The organism is Calditrichota bacterium, assembly GCA_013152715.1.
Lineage (GTDB): Bacteria > Zhuqueibacterota > Zhuqueibacteria > Thermofontimicrobiales > Thermofontimicrobiaceae > 4484-87.
Genome location: JAADFU010000094.1, coordinates 39,632 through 56,266, shown reverse-complemented (window position 1 = coordinate 56,266; position 16,635 = coordinate 39,632). Strand labels below are relative to the sequence as shown.

The following is a 16,635-nucleotide window of genomic DNA, read 5'->3' as shown; positions in this document are numbered from 1 at the left end:
GTCCATAATTTAAAATAATAAAAATAATAATCAAGAATTAGTTTTAGAAATTTGTAACTTGCCGAAGATAAGTTTCGCGCGAATTTTTCACTTTCTTCACAGTGATTAATTCATCGCCTGATTCAAAAAAGGCGAAAGTCAGGAATTTTGCAACTCGATACTGCTCCGGCAATAATTGATTTTATTACAGTTACGCTTATTTAGCATTTGTGAAAATGTACCATTGTCAGATTAATATTTTTGATTGTTTTGTCCTGAAAAGTCTTGCCTGACACTAATGGCGCAATGAAGAAGTACGGAAAATATTTTTCATTAGGATTGACACGATCTCGAACTATTTTTTTAAACTTTTACTTGCATTTTTAAATATTATTTGATATATTTATTTGTGAAAATTTTAACAACAATCTAAATATCATTAAGGATATCATGCAAGACAAAACATTTCCAGAAAAAACCGTAGAACGTCTTATCCTTTATCGACGCCTTTTGATGAATCTGGATCCGGAAGAAAAATCCAATATTTTTTCTCACGAGCTTTCTGTAATGACAGGTTTTACTTCGGCGCAAATTCGGCGCGATTTGATGGCGATTGGCTACTCCGGATCCCCTGTCAAAGGATATGAAATCAAAAAACTCTACGCCAGTTTGAGCGAATTTATCGACGCGCCTGACGTGCAACAAGTCGCTATCATCGGTCTGGGACAATTGGGCCGCGCCATTGTCAACTATTTTCGCGGCCGTCGAGAAAAATTAGAAATCACAGCCGCTTTTGACAAGGACTCCAAAAAGATTGATCGCGTCGTGAATGGCGTTCGTTGCTATTCCATACAAGATCTGGAGAAAATTCTTCAGGAAAATAACATCCAAATCGCCATTCTCGCCATACCTGAAGATCAAGCGCAATACATGGGCGGGCGATTAGCAAGCGCAGGCGTAAAAGGAATTTTGAATTACGCTCCGATTCAGTTAAAATTACCGGCTTCCGTTCATGTTGAAAACAGAGATATGATCATGGCTGTCGAAAAAGTAGCACATTTTGCACGACAGGTGAAAGAAAACGGATTTCATGAATCAATAAGCTAAAAGTTTTGTGTTAAAACTGATTTTTGCGGCAGCAACTGAGCAAGATGAAATGGCTGTCAGGTTTGTCCTCCCTCCCGACAGCCATTTCGGTTCGCCGCCGTCTAAAAGGCTTGCCTGGCTTTGAGACTGAAAATGAGAAATATCTTTTTTGTACCAGTTTTTTGTTCTTTTCGGAAATTTTCATCAGCGCTTTTTTCAAAAAAAAAATAACGCGACGAGATTCCGAGACAAAAGTTGAACATTGGCGGGGAAATTCCCCAACGAAAAATACAATGTAATTTCGCTTACGGAACTGCTTAACGGCTACAAAGTGAATTAGAAGAGAAAGAATAGAAATGAAAGATAGCCGTTTGATTTTGATAGTGCGAGATGACATTGTGATGGATATTGTGATGGATGAAGACTCGAGCATGTGGATGACGCAAAATTTGCTTATTTTGGACAGGAGAAAAGAAGTTAAAAATTGTATTTTTCGTAAAGAAAGACCCCGCCAAATGTTCCCCTGAATAAAAGTTCTCGCCAGGACAAAAATAGCAAAAGCGAAATATTTTCTTTCCGCCAAACTGTAATTCTCGAAGATGGTAGTAATAAAATATTAAAAATCCGCAATGAAAGGCCTTATGGCGAGCAACGTCTGTCACCGCGCTCGTGCATACTAAAAAATCAACGAGATCGTTACAAATTTTTTTCTTCCTTATTTGGCGGACGCGATCTCCCCTACCGCGAACTCAATCTTTACATTATCTTGCAATCTTAATCAGACTATTTTTAAGAAGAAACAATTTCTGGGAGATTATTCCACGTAGTTTTCATGAAATTATGCCCAAAAAAATGAGGAGAAAGATGCAGGAACAACTCCCAAGGACGAATCCCTCGCCATGTACGGGCTCAAGTCCCTGATCTTCTCCCCAAATTTAAAAAAACTATTTTGCAAAATAATAAATAACAGTGAGCCATTTGGAACTGTCAGCTTCACTTCCGGGATCGGTGACATATTCTTCAACCACCGGAATTTGCTGCTTTAGACTGTTTTGGTGGAAATAAAAATCCATGGCGATGTGCGCGTCACCAATTTTTTCGTACGGACCATAATAATTGATTTTGTAGGCTTTTCCAGCGGGAATTTCATAAGTATCGATTCCCGGCTCCTCAAAAACTCTGCTAACGGGAATTGCCGCTGCCATGTCGGTGACACCCTTCCCCTCGTCATAACTGAAATAAATTCCGCTCGGCGCGCCGGTCATCACCGCCCCGTGTTTTTGCATCGCTGCTATAATTTTTCCAAATGATTCAGCATAAAATTTTTGAATATTATTGAAAGAGATAGTTTTGCGAATTATGGCATAAGTTTTTCCGGGGAAATCGACTTCTTTGACTGCGAATTTTTGAACAGCCGCAGCCTGCTTTTCACAAACTGATTTCAACAGAGCCAACCCTTTTTCGAAGTCAGGACCGATGGTTTTGTCCATGCTCATGAACAGCATCATGATATTCCAGGGAAAGGGATTCTTGCCTAAAAATGCCCAGGAAACCTTTGTACCGCTATCGGTGTCGGCGACTCGAATGTATCCGTCCGATTCGCTTTCCCAGGGCTCGAGAAAGTGCAGGTGAAAAGTCATTTCCTCATTTTCTTTGACGCCGGTGTTCACCATTTCACCTTTGCCCGTGAGTTTGGGATCGCCGACCCAGATGTATTTTGAACCAACCTCGCCGTCAGTACCTTCAACTGTAATTTTCATGGTGGAATCTTGCTTGCCCCAGGGATTCCAGGCGATCCATTTTTGCCAGTATTTCACATTCATGAAGACTAAATCTTTTGGCGCCTTGATGACTGTGGTTCGTTCCACGTGATATTTTTTCGGCGCTACCAGACCCAGGATAATGATGATCACGATGAGAATCAAAATGATGATTCCGATTATTTTTAACGTCTTCATTTTTCCTCCTCTAACATTTTGAAAAAAATTCTGTTTTAAATTGCAGGCTCAATACGAAAAATAAATGCAGAAGCTTCAGGAAAATTCGAGATCGGGATTTTTCGTGCTGTGGAATCAAGCGTAATAAATTACACAATTAATATAGAATGAAAATCATAAAAAGTCAAGGAAAATTTCTGTTTTTTCATATTTTACACAATTCTTTTGGGCCAAGTGCGATGAAACAGATTCGGTTGGATTTAGTATAAGCAAGAGAAACTTTTTCAGACAGAAGCAATCTAACCTGCTAACTATTATCTTGCTCCAGACCAAAGTTGACTAACGGGCTAAAAATTTCGATTATTACGGAGAAATGAATGACTAAATTCGCAGATACGGAAAAGACAGAAAAATCCAATTTTCTATTCGACCAATTGCTGTCAGGGAATTTGCCGCAAGGAACGATTTATCTTTTCGAAAATCGATTCGGCGTTTCTGTTGAGGGGATGCAAAAATTACTGTCGCTCGCACTGTCCCGCGGTGGTGAATTTTCCGAGCTTTATTTCCAATATCACATTTCTCATTCCGTCACCATGGAAGAGGATATCATCAAACGCACGTCTGAAAACATCAGCGTCGGCGTGGGCGTGCGCGTGATTTCAGGCGAGAGAACGGGCTATGGCTACACCAATGATTTGAGTTTTGATTCGATGAAAGCGGCGGCGCTGACAGCGGCAAATATCGCCGATGCCGGGAGTTCTTTGGAAGCTGCTGACTTGAGAACAGCCGAGGCCAGTAGACAGATTTATGATTTGAACAGGGCTCTCACAGCGACGGCTTTTCAGGACAAACTTTCGCTCGTGCGAGCCGCCTATCAGTCTGCGCAAAATTTTGACTCTCGCATTGAAAAAGTGCAGGCTTTTTTGCAGGATTCATTGAACTACATTCTCATCGCCAATTCCGCCGGGCTGCTGATTTCCGATGTGAGACCGCAAACGAGATTATTCGCTTTTGCTGTTGCCAACCAAAACGGCAATCGCACTTCAGGGCATCACAATGGCGGCGGACGCGTGGGAATGGATTTTTTCGCAAAACAGATGACGCCGGAGGAAATCGGCAAAAAAGCCGCCGAAGAGGCGGTCATTCTTCTGGATGCACGTGATCCTGCGCCGGGCGAACAGACTGTTGTTTTAGGCGCCGGACAGAGCGGGGTGATGATTCACGAGGCTGTGGGACATCCGCTGGAGGCAGACGCCAATCGAAAGGGAACGTCAATCATGTCTAATCGCATGGGGCAAAAAGTTGCTAACGGAATTGTGACGATTTACGAAGATCCAACCATTCCCCAATTCCGCGGTTCTCTCAACATTGACGACGAAGGAACAGTGACGCAAAAAACGATTTTAGTAGAAAACGGAAAATTAGTGAATTACATTCAGGATCGGCTGTCAGCACAAATTTTACAAATGACGCCTACCGGAAACGGCAGACGGGAAAATTATCAGTTTGCGCCGATTCCGCGCATGACAAATACGGTTCTCGCCAAAGGAGAAAGCGATCCCGAAGATATTATCCGTTCTGTAAGACGCGGCTTTTACGCTAAAACTTACCAGGGCGGTCAGGTGCAGGATTCCGGAAAATTTGTTTTTTCGGTGAACTTGGGCTATCAAATTGAAGACGGAAAATTGACTCATCCGGTCAAAAATGCCACGCTGATCGGTTCGAATATTGAAATTTTGAACAATGTCTCCATAGTTGGCAATGACATGGGATTCTTTCTGGGAACGTGCGGCAAAGAAGGTCAGTCGGTTCCGGTGACTGCCGGTACGCCGACGCTGAAAATCGACCGAATGACGGTGGGAGGAAGGCAATGATTGAAAATAAAAAGTTAACTGAGCTGGCGGAGTGGCTGGTAGAATTTTCGAGAAAAAAAGGCGCGGACGAGGCAGAGGTTTCCATTTCTCAGGGCAGGGAATTTGATGTGGAGATTCGCAACGGGGAGCTGGAAAATTTAGTCGAAGCGGGTGATAAAAATTTGTCCATCAGACTGTTTGTTGATCATCGTTATGCCAGCGTAAACACGGATGATTTTGACAGGGATGTTTTGTCTCATCTCGTTGAGCGCGGCATCGAACGGGCACGCAATTCTTCACAGGATCCGTTTTCTGGCCTGCCTGAATTTGATCCGAATGCGGAAATCGATGATTGGAAAAAATTGGAAATCTACGACGAGGAGATCACTAATCTCTCGCCGGGAAAAAAGATTTCGCTGGCGCGACAGACCGAAAAGATTGCAGTAGCGGATAAGCGCATCACCAATTCTTACGGTTCCAGCTTTTCGGATTCGTTTGGTGAATACATCCTGGTGAATTCCAACGGCTTCAGTGGATCGTTCAAACGGTCGAGGTTCAGCCTGGGAGTTTACCTGCAAGCCGGTGAAGAAGACAAACGCGTGGAATCCGGCTGGTACGAGAGCAGCCGTTTTTTTAACGATTTGTGGACGCCGGAGCAGGTGGCGAACGAAGCTGTCCATCGTGTAACCCGGCTGATTAATCCGCGAAAGGTGAAAACGAAAAATGTGCCCGTTGTCATGGAACCGGGCATGGCGGCGAGCATCCTCTCTTTTCTGTACCAATGTCTGACCGGCAGGGCGATTTACATGAAGCAATCTTTTCTAGTGGACAAACTAAACGAGCAGATTGCTGCGGCGAAGGTGAATATTTTCGACGACGGCCTGATCAAACGCGGTCTTGGCAGCAGGCCCTTCGACGCTGAAGGGGTTCCCGTGACAAAACATGCTGCTGTGAAAAACGGCGTTTTGCAAACTTATCTCACTGATGTCTATTCAGCAAGAAAATTAAACATGAAATCCACTGGGAATGGTTCAGGCCCGAATAATTTTTATCTGCAAAAAGGAAATTTTTCGCCTGATGAAATCATTCGCTCTGTGGACAACGGTCTGCTTTTGACTCACGCGATGGGCCAGGGCACAAATCCGGTGACAGGAGACTATTCGCGCGGCGCGTTCGGGTTGTGGATTGAAAATGGCGAAGTGGCCTACCCCGTCGCGGAAATTACCATTTCTGGAAATCTGGGCACAATGTTGCAATCAATTGAGATGGTCGGAAATGACTTGCGGTTCAATCGCTCGATCAGCGCGCCGACGATCAAAATCGCGGAGATGACGGTTTCGGGTACGTAGCTTCGGATTTCGAGTTGCGAGTTTCTCCTGGGGAATTTAATTAAAAACAATAAGTAACTGATCTTTGTCAACAGCTTGCTTTTCGCTCACTTTGATTTCTTTTATCGTCGCGTCAAACGGCGCTTTGAGTTCATTTTCCATTTTCATGGCCTCGAAAACGATCAAGCCGTCGCCTTGACGCACCTGTTGGCCGGCTTTTGCTTCAATGGTAACGACGAGCCCGGGCATGGGCGCTGTCAGCTCTTTTTGCATCTGTTGTTTGGACGCGTGGTTGGTGAATTTTTTAAATTGAGACAAATATTCATCTTCCACAGAGACGCGGGTGATTTCGCCCCTGTAATGCAAAAGATAATCAGTATCGTTTTTCGTCATATCGATTTCAAAAAATTGATTGCCGACTTGAGCCAGACAGACGCCGTCGCCGTTTTTTCGTTGAATGGTGACGGGTATCTTCTTTCCATTGATTTCGGCGATAATTTCGCCAGAGACAGTTTCAGAAAGAGTGATGCGATAATTTCGGTTTCGAATTCGTGAGATGTAATTCATAGTCGCTTTGAACCCTCAATTTTTAAGCCACCGAGTCCCAGAGATTACAGAGAAAGGTAAATAAGAGAACAAAGATGGTTATCGATTCAACAATTGACAATATCTCTGAATCATTTTCCAATTTTGCATCGGCTTTGGGGAAATAAAACCACTGGCACGTTTTTTTTCGGAATAATCAACTGCACACACCAAAGCCGCCAATGCCTCTAATTCTTTCTCGCTGAATTTTTCAATTTCGTTGCTTTGTGCGAAATGTTCCTGAATGAAATGCGTCGATAGATTTCCCGTTTCAAAATCTTTCAATTCCATAAGCCGGCGGTGGAAGGGAATAATTGACTGAATTCCGTGAATTACGTACTCGTCCAATGCACGTTTCATGCGACCAATCGCTTGCCCTCTGTCGTGTCCCCAGGTAATCAGTTTCGCGATGATGGGGTCGTAATAAATCGGCACAGTGTCTCCGCGGCCAAACCCCGAATCGACGCGCACGCCCGGCCCGCCGGGCTCGCGGTAGTTGAAAATTGTTCCTACCGAGGGCATAAATTCATTATCCGCATCCTCGGCGTAGATGCGGCATTCGATAGCGTGACCGCGAAATTGGACGTCTTGTTGCGTCAACGATAATTTTTCACCTGCCGCGACGAGAATTTGTTCCCGAACCAGATCGAGTCCGGTGAGCAATTCCGTGACCGGATGCTCCACTTGCAGACGCGTATTGACCTCAAGGAAATAAAATTTTTTGTCGTGATCCAGCAGAAACTCCACGGTTCCGGCATTCACATATCCTGACGCCTTTGCTGCCTTCACCGCTGTTGCGCCCATTTTAACCCGCAGATTTTCGTCCACGACCGGAGAGGGAGATTCTTCGATCACTTTCTGATGCCGCCGCTGAATTGAACATTCTCGTTCGCCAAGATGAATGACGTTTCCGTGTGCATCCGCCAAAATTTGAATTTCAATGTGGCGCGGTTTTTCCAGATATTTTTCCAGATAAACGCGCTTGTCGCCAAATGCGGATTGTGCTTCGGATTGCGCGCGCAGAAACATTTCCTCGATTTCTGAATCGTTGCGGACAATGCGCATGCCTTTGCCGCCGCCGCCAGCCGCTGCTTTCAAAAGAATGGGATAGCCAACCTGCTGCGCGAATTGCAAGGCTTGCTGCGGAGAAAAAATTGGCTCTTTCATACCCGGCACGATGGGCACGTTGGCTCTTTCCATGATCTGACGAGCAGCCATTTTGTCACCTAACAGCGCGATTGTCTCTGGTTTAGGCCCGATGAAGATAAGACCATTTTCCACCACGCGCTGGGCGAAAATCGGATTTTCCGCCAAAAAACCGTATCCCGGATGAATGGCTTCGGCGCCGCTCTCTTTGGCAATTTCGATGATTTTGTCGATGACAAGATAGCTTTCGTTGGCAGGAGCCGGTCCCAAAAGGTGGGCTTCGTCAGCATAAACCACGTGGCGGGCTGTCTGATCGGCTTCGGAATAGACCGCCACTGTGGAAATGCCCATTTCCCGGCAGGTGCGCATTATCCGAACCGCAATTTCGCCACGGTTAGCGATGAGGATTTTTGAAAACATAGTTTTTCTTCGTTGTAATATTTTTTAATAAAAATAATGGTTTAGCGATATATTTAAAAAATTCCTAATCACAATTTCCAAGTTTTAAACGAATTTTAATTTCCAAATTCAAAATCAGCAATTCAACCCTTTCAAAGGTTTGGAATTTCTGAAAGGGCGGGAAAATTTAAAAAATCAAAGTGGAATATTTCCGTGTTTCTTCCTCGGATTAGTGTCGGTTTTTGTTTCTAACATTTGCAGCGCTTGAATCAAATTCGGTCTGGTGAATTTCGGCTCAATCACATCGTCAATATAGCCGCGCTCGGCTGCTTTGTAGGGGTTGGCAAATTCAGTGATGAATTCGGATAATTTTTCCTCTAATGCCTTGTCCGGATCATTGGCGGCGGCAATCTCTTTTTTGAAAATAATTTCCACGGCGCCTTTGGGCCCCATCACAGCTAATTCTGCGGAAGGCCAGGCCAAATTAACGTCGCCGCGGATGTGTTTACTGCTCATGACGTCGTAGGCGCCGCCGTAAGCTTTTCGAGTGATGATAGTGATTTTAGGCACGGTCGCTTCGCAAAAGGCGTAAAGCAATTTAGCGCCATGCTTAATGATACCGCCGAATTCCTGTGCCGTTCCGGGCAAAAATCCGGGCACGTCAACGAAGGTAATCAGCGGAATATTGAATGCGTCGCAGAAACGGACAAATCTCGCCGCTTTGCTGGAAGAATCAATGTCCAGCACGCCAGCCAGTACCATGGGCTGATTTCCTACGATGCCAACGGAGTAGCCTCCCAAACGCGCAAAACCAATGATGATGTTTGCCGCCCAATCAGGTTGAACTTCGAGAAATTCGCCGTCGTCAACCACGAGGCGAATGATGTCTTTCATGTCGTACGGTTTATTCGGATTGTCAGGAACAATAGTGTCCAGACGCTCATCGCTGCGATCGACCGGATCGTTTGTCTCCACAAATGGCGGATCATCGACATTGTTGAGCGGCACGTAGCTCATAAGTTTTCTCACAGCTTCGAACGCGGCAATTTCATTTTCGCAGGCAAAATGAGAGACGCCGCTTTTGCTGCTGTGGGTGATGGCGCCACCCAATTCTTCGAAACTGACATTTTCGTGGGTGACAGTTTTCACCACATTAGGTCCGGTGACGAACATGTAGGAGGTGTTTTTTACCATGAAAATGAAATCTGTAATCGCCGGCGAGTAAACTGCGCCGCCGGCACAGGGCCCGGCGACGATGCTAATTTGCGGAATCACTCCGGACGCCAGCGTGTTGCGAAGAAAAATTTCCGCGTAACCGCCGAGACTGTCCACACCTTCCTGGATGCGCGCGCCGCCGGAGTCGTTAATGCCAATGACCGGGGCGCCGACTTTCATGGCTAAATCCATGATTTTGCAAATTTTTTTCGCGTAACTTTCGGAAAGCGAACCGCCGAAGACGGTGAAATCCTGGGAAAAAATAAAAACAAGCCGTCCTTCGATTCGTCCGTAGCCGGTAATCACGCCGTCACCGGGATACTTTTCTTTGTCCAGACCAAAATCGGTGCAGCGATGTTTGACGAACATGTCCATTTCCACAAAAGAATCTCTGTCGAGCAAAAGTTCGATTCGTTCGCGCGCAGTGAGTTTCCCTTTCTTATGCTGCGTTTCGATACGATGTTGGCCGCCGCCTAATTTTGCCTCTTTTTTTAGCTGGAAAAGTTTTTCTAATTTAGGATCTTTCGTCATATTTTTTCTCGTTAATGATGTCGTTTTTCTATTTTTGCTTGTGAAAAAAAATTTTTCTTTAAAAAGCCCGCGCCTGACTTTTATTTGACTGCTTCTTCGCTGTAAATTTTTCCAAGATACTTTTTTCTGCCATCAATTTTCCAATATCATCCACTGATTTGATAAGCCCCCTCGCCAGCAATCGATGACCGTTTTCGGTGATCAAAATACCGTCTTCGATTCCCACGCCGATGTTCCAGTATTCTTTGGGCAGCTCTGAATTTTCCGGGATGTAAATTCCCGGCGTCCATGACTCGATGACTGCTTCGTTGCGGTTGCCGGTGAGATAGAAAAGATCGCTGTTCTGGTGAAAATTAAATCCGAAACGATAGCATTCAGGAGTTGCTGCGAGAATGAGCAGGCTGTTTTCGGGCATGCTTTGAAGAATTTTCTGGCGGCGTTGTTCAAAAATTGTTTCATCCTTGCCTGAAAGAACCGAACTGAGGGAAAGAATGAAAAAGAGTGCAAACAATAATTGTGTGGCTCTTTTCATAAATGCCTCTTTGCAAGATCAAAAAATCAGTAGAATTCGATAAAGAACCAACGGCTTCGTTTTAAATGAAGGAACAAATTCGTTGCTGCAATTTAAGAGCTTTTAAATTAATGAAAAAAATCCAATGAGTCAAGAGAAAACTTGCAAAATTGACATTTTTTGTTTTCACGAGATCGGTAAATTGCCTTTAACAGGGCAAAGGAAGACATTTTTCTTGAAAAAGAGGAAAAAATCCTTGCAAAACAGAAAAAAAATTGTTATAATATTTTCTCTAATTGAGTTATCAAATAAGGCAAATCTGTCATTTTGCAGAACAAGATTCTAAATTTTAGTTAAAATATCAAATTTTATTTTAAGGAGGCGTTCATGGCAAGCGAGATCGTTGAAGTTGATATGGCGCTACCGGCGATTGAAGTTGTAAACGAACTTTGCAAGGGATGCGGGCTTTGCATAGAACATTGTCCCAAAGACGTGATTGAATTTTCCGGTAAATTTAATCAGATGGGATATAATTACGCTCGATATACAGGAGAGGGATGTACCGGTTGTACGATTTGCTTTTACGCCTGTCCGGAACCAGGAGCGATAATTGTTTACAAAAAAGCAAAGGGAGAATAGTTATGCCTAAACAATTAATAAAAGGTAACGAGGCAGTTGTCAAAGGGGCTTTGCTGGCGGGGTGCAGTTTGTATTTTGGCTATCCGATTACGCCTGCCAGTGAAATTGCCGAAGCGGCTGCAAATTATTTCCCTTTAATGGGAGGCACATTTGTGCAAGCGGAAAGCGAAGTAGCGGCGATTAATATGGTTTACGGTGCTGCCAGTGCGGGAAAAAGAGTAATGACAGCTTCTTCGGGACCCGGATTGAGCCTGAAGCAGGAAGGTATTTCTTACATCGCCGGCGCTGAGTTGCCGTGCGTTATTATTGACGTGATGCGTGCAGGCCCCGGCTTGGGAAATATCTGGCCGGAACAGGGCGATTACAATCAGATCGTCAAAGGCGGCGGTCACGGCAATTATCGAAATGTCGTCCTCGCGCCAAATGCGGCGCAGGAAATGTGTGATTTGACCATGCTTGCGTTTGAGCTTGCTGATCAATATCGAAATCCGGTCGTCGTTCTCACGGATGCTTACATCGGCCAGATGATGGAACCAGTGGATTTCCCGACAACGCGAAAAAAAGTGCCTTACAAGGAATGGGCTCTGTACGGCGACAAAAAAACGCAGAAAAATTTGATCACGTCGATTTTGATGAATACTCAGATTCTGGAAGAGCACAATCGCCACTTGCAAAGAAAGTATCAGGAATTAGCAGAAAAAGAAGTTCGTTTTGAGGAGTTACATGTCGAAGATGCTGATTTAGTATTAGTCGGCTACGGCATTGTTTCCCGAATGCTGCAAAATGTGGTGGAAATCCTTCGTGCAGAAGGGAAAAAGGTCGGGCTGTTGCGCCCTATCACCTTATTTCCTTTCCCAACAAAGAAAGTGGCTGATCTTGCTGAAAGCGCCAAACATTTTCTGGTTGTTGAACTCAGCAACGGACAAATGGTTGACGATGTGAAACTTGCCGTTAACGGGCGCCGCGAAATTCATTTCTACGGAAGAATGGGCGGCGCTGTTCCTACGGTGGAGGAACTTTTAGAAGAGGCTCGGAAATTTATTTAACCAGCATGAGGAGTGGCTATGAAAGCGCAAACATTAGAAAAGCCAAGAACTTTTTACGATAAATTTGAACGGAAAGGTGGCGCCAATCTGGAGACAACGCACTACTGTCCCGGTTGCGGCCACGGCAATGTGCACAAAATTCTCGCTGAAGCGATAGAAGATTTCGGCATTGCGGATCGGACAATTTTAATTTCTCCGGTCGGCTGTTCGGTTTTTGCCTACTATTATTTTGACACCGGCAATGTCCAGGCGGCTCACGGACGCGCGCCCGCTGTCGGGACCGGTCTGAAACGCGCCAATCCTGAGAGTATCGTGATTTCCTACCAGGGAGACGGAGACCTGGCTGCTATCGGAGGCGCAGAAATTCTCAACGCTGCCAACCGCGGCGAAAATATGACGGTAATTTTTATCAACAATGCGATTTACGGCATGACTGGCGGACAAATGGCGCCGACGACAATGGTCGGCCAGAAAACAACGACCAGTCCTTACGGCCGTTCCGCGCAAAACGAAGGTTTCCCCATTCGCATGTGCGAAATTATCAGCACTCTCGAAATGCCGGTTTATGTGGAGAGAACCGCGTTGGTTGATTTCAAGTCCATCAATCGCACGAAAAGGGCAATCCGGAAGGCTTTAAAAAATCAAATCGAAAACAAAGGTTTTTCGTTCGTAGAGGTTCTTTCTCCGTGCCCGACCGGCTGGAAAATAACTTCTGTGGAATCCCAGAAATGGATTGAAGAAAAAATGATGCCGTACTATCCGGTGAAAGTGTTCAAGGACAATAGCGATGAAGTCGAACCGCGCAAGATTCAGAAGAAAGATTTGACAGACGAAGAAATACTGCAAATTTTGAAAATTGCTGGCGAAAAAGAGCAAGTAAAAGTCGACGAGGATTTCATCGAGAAGTTTCCGGAGCAGAAGCTGAAAATTGCCGGTTTCGGCGGGCAAGGCGTTTTAACTATGGGCGTCATGCTGGCGGACGCTGCCATGACGCAGGATTTGAATGTCAGTTGGATTCCGTCTTACGGTCCGGAAATGCGCGGCGGCACGGCGAACTGTAGCGTTATTTTGTCCAACAAGCGCATCGGATCTCCGTTGACGACGCACCCCAATGTGTTGATTGCCATGAACGGTCCGTCGCTGGATGCGTTCGAGGATTCAGTGGAAGAAGGCGGTTTGATTATCGTCAACAGTTCTATCATTGACAGAAAAGTGAAGCGCTCCGATGTGCGCGCTCTGTACATTCCGCTCACGGAAATGGCTGCTAATTTGGGATTGACGGCGGTGGCGAATTCGGTTTGTATCGGCGCGTACCTTGAGTACACAAAAATTATGGGCCCGAATGTGGCGATTGAATCCATCAAAAAGAATCTGAAAAAGAAAAAATATGTGGATATCAACGTGAAAGCGATTCAGGAAGGCGTGCGTTTCATCAGAGAAAATCACGCTTGAGCGCTTTATTTTGTCGCTGAATCGCAACCAAAATAGTGGACGATGAAAATCGGGCAGTGGGTTTCATGCCCGATTTTTATTATCGGCTACGTGAGCATTTATGAATATTTTAAAAAAGAGAAAAAATCTGGACGCTTTTAGCGGTGATTTGAAGTTTCTTTTTGGGCTATGCGTCATTTTCTCTTGCTTTTTGCCGAAAATTGTTTTTTTGAACAGGAACTTTTAATTCAACTATTCGTTGAAAATTTAGTTGAATTTATTTTTTTGAAAAAATTTTCAGAGTCAAAATTTTAGGTCTTTACTGCATGCAAGATTTCGCACAATTGATTGAGAATCAAATACTTCCACTGGTGAATAAACCCGGTCGTTACACGGGCAACGAAATCCATGTCATCAAAAAAAAATGGGACAAAGTCGATGTCACCTTTGCTCTTGCTTTTCCTGACATGTATGAAATTGCCATGTCGCATGTCGGTTTTGAGATTTTGTATCATCTTTTGAATAAGATCGATTATGTGGCAGCCGAGCGCGTCTACGCTCCGGGCATCGATATGGAAGAATTGTTGCGGAAAAAGTCACTCTCGCTTTTTTCTCTGGAATCAAAGAGACCCATCCGCGATTTTGACATTGTCGGATTCACGCTGCAGTATGAGTTGCATTTTACCAATATTCTCAATATGCTGGACTTGTCGGAAATTCCGATTCTGGCGCGAGATCGGACAGAGGCAGATCCACTCATCATTGCCGGGGGCCCCTGCGCGTTTAATCCGGAACCAATTGCAGAATTTATCGATGCTTTTGTTATCGGTGACGGCGAGGAGGTTGTCGCTGAATTTGTGGAAAAATTTCGCGCTTTAAAAAAGGAGAAAACGTCCAGAAAAACGCTGCTTCCCGAGTTGGCAAAAATCGAAGGCATTTATGTGCCATCTTTGTACGAAGCGGAATATGAGGGGATTCTTTTCAAAAGCTTAAAAGCGAAAGATGGAATATCGGCGCCGGAAAAAATCACGGCACGCATGGTCGATGCATTAAAAACGGAATATTATCCCACCAAGCCGTTGGTCCCGTTGATCGAGACGACGCATGACCGCTACTCGGTGGAAATCATGCGCGGTTGTACCCAGGGGTGTCGTTTCTGCAACGCAGGTTACATTTACAGACCTGTGCGCGAGCGCAGCGTCGATGAGTTGGAGCGGCATATCGAGGCTGTCATTAAAAACACCGGCTACGACGAGATTTCGCTGGCATCGCTTTCGACTTCTGATTACAGCCAACTATTGCCATTGCTCACGAGACTGTCGCGAAAACTGGAATCGGACATGGTGACGGTATCGTTTCCGTCGTTGCGCACGGAAAGTTTCACTCCGGAGATGGCGCGCTTCGGGCGCAAAATTCGCAAGACCGGTCTCACGCTGGCGCCTGAGGCAGGGACGTCGGAACTGCGCAATGTGATTAACAAAACCAATAGCAACGAAGACCTGCTGCGAGCGGCGGAAATTGCGTTTTCTAATGGGTGGAATTCGGTCAAGTTGTATTTCATGATCGGATTGCCAGAAGAAAAACCGGAGGATTTAGAAGGGATCGTTGAACTTGTCCGGCAAGTGAGAAAAATCGCCCAGAGTTATCGGGGGAAAAATATTAACATTTCTGTTTCGCCGTTCTGTCCCAAAGCCGGCACGGCTTTTCAGTGGGTGGCGCAAAGCTCCATCGAAGAAATGCAGCAAAAGATTTTTTACCTGAAAGATCGGCTGTCTGATTTCATGTTTAAATTTAGCTGGCGGGATCCGGAAGTCGCATTTCTGGAAGGAGTCATGGCACGCGGCGATCGTCGTCTGGGGGCGGTTATTCTCGATGCCTGGAAAAACGGCGCGAAATTTGACGCCTGGTCTGATCATTTCAATTTTCAGGCATGGCTGGATGCATTTGAAACCAATCAGCTCGATCCGCAGATTTTTGTGCGCCAGCGCGATTTAGACGAAGCGCTGCCGTGGGATCACATTGACAAGGGCGTTGCCAAAAAATATCTTGTCAAAGAGTATCAGAAATCTTTAGAGAGAACTCCCACGTCCGACTGCCGCACTTCGACCTGCCACGGCTGTGGGCTGATGACAACGGCGGCGTGCAAGGAGATTATCAGCGGCAATCGCGCTGATACCGAACCCAAAGTTGCTCATGATCCCGAACGCGAGAAGAAAAATTTTTACGGCAGGTCTTTGCGAAAAGTGACGGAGACAGCGCAACCGGAAGCGCGTTTGATTCGTTTGCGCTATTCCAAAGGCGAAGAAGTTCGGTTTACTTCTCATCTGGACTTGGTGACAATTTTTGAACGCGCCTTTCGCCGTGCCGGAATTAAATTAGCCTATTCTCAGGGATTTCATCCGCATCCGAAAATTGCTTACAGTCCGCCGCTGGCGATTGGTTTTACCAGCGAGGCAGAATATCTGGACGTTCAATATTTTCAGGAGCGCGGCAAAGAAATCATTACTCACTTGAATCGCGTGCTTCCGACAGGACTACGAATTTTGAAAGCGAAAAATATTTTCGGAAAACCGCGTTCTCTGGCGGCTGTTATCAATCGGGCAATTTATGAAATAAAATTGCCGGGAATTTTTGACAAATCGCAATTGAACGAAAAAATCATTAAGTTCATCGCGCGCGAGAGCGTCGTGGTGCAGCGGAAACGAAAAAATGACGTCGTGGAAGTCGATATTCGTCCTTACGTCGACGCCGTCAATTTGGACAGAGCTTCGCAGAAATTGGTAATGACAACACTTTTTCAAGAGTCAAAAACAGCGCGCATGCAGGAGATTTTAGCGGAGATGTTTGGCATGGACGAAGAAAAGATCGCTTTGACTCGGGTGCACAGAAAAGCGCTGATGATACAACTGGACCAAAAACAAATAACTCCGCTGGAAATATAAAAAAATT

Annotated in this window: 12 protein-coding genes; 7 read left to right on the top strand and 5 right to left on the bottom strand. The window is 45.2% G+C overall.

The window, feature by feature from the left end; translation table 11 throughout:
* The first annotated feature begins 429 nt into the window (after positions 1-429).
* Complete coding sequence (locus GXO74_07430; GenBank protein ID NOZ61498.1) at positions 430-1,086, top strand: redox-sensing transcriptional repressor Rex; 657 nt, start codon at positions 430-432, stop codon at positions 1,084-1,086.
* Positions 1,087-2,009: 923 nt separating this feature from the next.
* Here GXO74_07430 and GXO74_07425 read toward each other — a convergent pair.
* Positions 2,010-3,023 (bottom strand): hypothetical protein, encoded by a 1,014-nt coding sequence (locus GXO74_07425; GenBank protein NOZ61497.1) that lies wholly within the window; start codon positions 3,021-3,023, stop codon positions 2,010-2,012.
* A 356-nt stretch (positions 3,024-3,379) separates the two neighbouring features.
* Here GXO74_07425 and GXO74_07420 point away from each other — a divergent pair, with 356 nt between their 5' ends.
* Both GXO74_07420 and GXO74_07415 read left to right on the top strand, forming a co-directional pair.
* Positions 3,380-4,876 carry a TldD/PmbA family protein gene (locus tag GXO74_07420; protein NOZ61496.1) on the top strand — a complete coding sequence of 499 codons (1,497 nt, stop codon included), beginning with the start codon at positions 3,380-3,382 and terminating at the stop codon, positions 4,874-4,876.
* Positions 4,873-6,204: a TldD/PmbA family protein gene (locus GXO74_07415; protein NOZ61495.1), complete on the top strand. Its 1,332-nt coding sequence runs from the start codon at positions 4,873-4,875 to the stop codon at positions 6,202-6,204. Before GXO74_07420 ends, GXO74_07415 begins: the two co-directional genes overlap by 4 nt.
* Before the next feature lie 36 nt (positions 6,205-6,240).
* Here the strand turns inward: GXO74_07415 and GXO74_07410 are convergent, their stop codons facing one another.
* From GXO74_07410 to GXO74_07395, 4 genes are all read right to left on the bottom strand, one after another.
* Positions 6,241-6,750 (bottom strand): biotin/lipoyl-binding protein, encoded by a 510-nt coding sequence (locus GXO74_07410; GenBank protein NOZ61494.1) that lies wholly within the window; start codon positions 6,748-6,750, stop codon positions 6,241-6,243.
* Between the two features lie 78 nt (positions 6,751-6,828).
* The gene (gene accC, locus GXO74_07405; GenBank protein ID NOZ61493.1) at positions 6,829-8,334 is read right to left on the bottom strand and encodes an acetyl-CoA carboxylase biotin carboxylase subunit; all 1,506 of its coding nucleotides are present in this window, start codon (positions 8,332-8,334) and stop codon (positions 6,829-6,831) included.
* A gap of 174 nt (positions 8,335-8,508) precedes the next feature.
* Positions 8,509-10,059 (bottom strand): acyl-CoA carboxylase subunit beta, encoded by a 1,551-nt coding sequence (locus GXO74_07400; protein ID NOZ61492.1) that lies wholly within the window; start codon positions 10,057-10,059, stop codon positions 8,509-8,511.
* A 58-nt stretch (positions 10,060-10,117) separates the two neighbouring features.
* Entirely contained in the window at positions 10,118-10,591 is a 474-nt protein-coding gene (locus GXO74_07395; GenBank protein ID NOZ61491.1) for a hypothetical protein, read from the bottom strand.
* Between the two features lie 393 nt (positions 10,592-10,984).
* Here GXO74_07395 and GXO74_07390 point away from each other — a divergent pair, with 393 nt between their 5' ends.
* From GXO74_07390 to GXO74_07375, 4 genes are all read left to right on the top strand, one after another.
* A complete protein-coding gene (locus tag GXO74_07390) occupies positions 10,985-11,209 on the top strand; it encodes a 4Fe-4S dicluster domain-containing protein (protein ID NOZ61490.1) in 225 nt (74 codons plus the stop codon).
* A gap of 2 nt (positions 11,210-11,211) precedes the next feature.
* Positions 11,212-12,255, top strand: a complete 1,044-nt coding sequence (locus GXO74_07385) for a 3-methyl-2-oxobutanoate dehydrogenase subunit VorB (GenBank protein NOZ61489.1) — start codon at positions 11,212-11,214, stop codon at positions 12,253-12,255.
* 18 nt (positions 12,256-12,273) lie between these two features.
* Positions 12,274-13,707, top strand: coding sequence for a 2-ketoisovalerate ferredoxin oxidoreductase (locus GXO74_07380; protein ID NOZ61488.1), 1,434 nt, complete (start codon positions 12,274-12,276; stop codon positions 13,705-13,707).
* 305 nt (positions 13,708-14,012) lie between these two features.
* Positions 14,013-16,628, top strand: a complete 2,616-nt coding sequence (locus GXO74_07375; GenBank protein NOZ61487.1) for a TIGR03960 family B12-binding radical SAM protein — start codon at positions 14,013-14,015, stop codon at positions 16,626-16,628.
* The last annotated feature ends 7 nt before the right edge of the window (positions 16,629-16,635 follow it).

Bases quoted from the DNA above. Each gene is read 5' to 3' on its own strand.
- GXO74_07430 (NOZ61498.1), top strand. From the start codon at position 430: ATGCAAGACAAAACATTTCCAGAAAAAACCGTAGAACGTCTTATCCTT.
- GXO74_07425 (NOZ61497.1), bottom strand. From the start codon at position 3,023: ATGAAGACGTTAAAAATAATCGGAATCATCATTTTGATTCTCATCGTG.
- GXO74_07375 (NOZ61487.1), top strand. From the start codon at position 14,013: ATGCAAGATTTCGCACAATTGATTGAGAATCAAATACTTCCACTGGTG.
- GXO74_07395 (NOZ61491.1), bottom strand. From the start codon at position 10,591: ATGAAAAGAGCCACACAATTATTGTTTGCACTCTTTTTCATTCTTTCC.
- accC (NOZ61493.1), bottom strand. From the start codon at position 8,334: ATGTTTTCAAAAATCCTCATCGCTAACCGTGGCGAAATTGCGGTTCGG.
- GXO74_07390 (NOZ61490.1), top strand. From the start codon at position 10,985: ATGGCGCTACCGGCGATTGAAGTTGTAAACGAACTTTGCAAGGGATGC.
- GXO74_07385 (NOZ61489.1), top strand. From the start codon at position 11,212: ATGCCTAAACAATTAATAAAAGGTAACGAGGCAGTTGTCAAAGGGGCT.
- GXO74_07400 (NOZ61492.1), bottom strand. From the start codon at position 10,059: ATGACGAAAGATCCTAAATTAGAAAAACTTTTCCAGCTAAAAAAAGAG.
- GXO74_07415 (NOZ61495.1), top strand. From the start codon at position 4,873: ATGATTGAAAATAAAAAGTTAACTGAGCTGGCGGAGTGGCTGGTAGAA.
- GXO74_07410 (NOZ61494.1), bottom strand. From the start codon at position 6,750: ATGAATTACATCTCACGAATTCGAAACCGAAATTATCGCATCACTCTT.
- GXO74_07420 (NOZ61496.1), top strand. From the start codon at position 3,380: ATGACTAAATTCGCAGATACGGAAAAGACAGAAAAATCCAATTTTCTA.
- GXO74_07380 (NOZ61488.1), top strand. From the start codon at position 12,274: ATGAAAGCGCAAACATTAGAAAAGCCAAGAACTTTTTACGATAAATTT.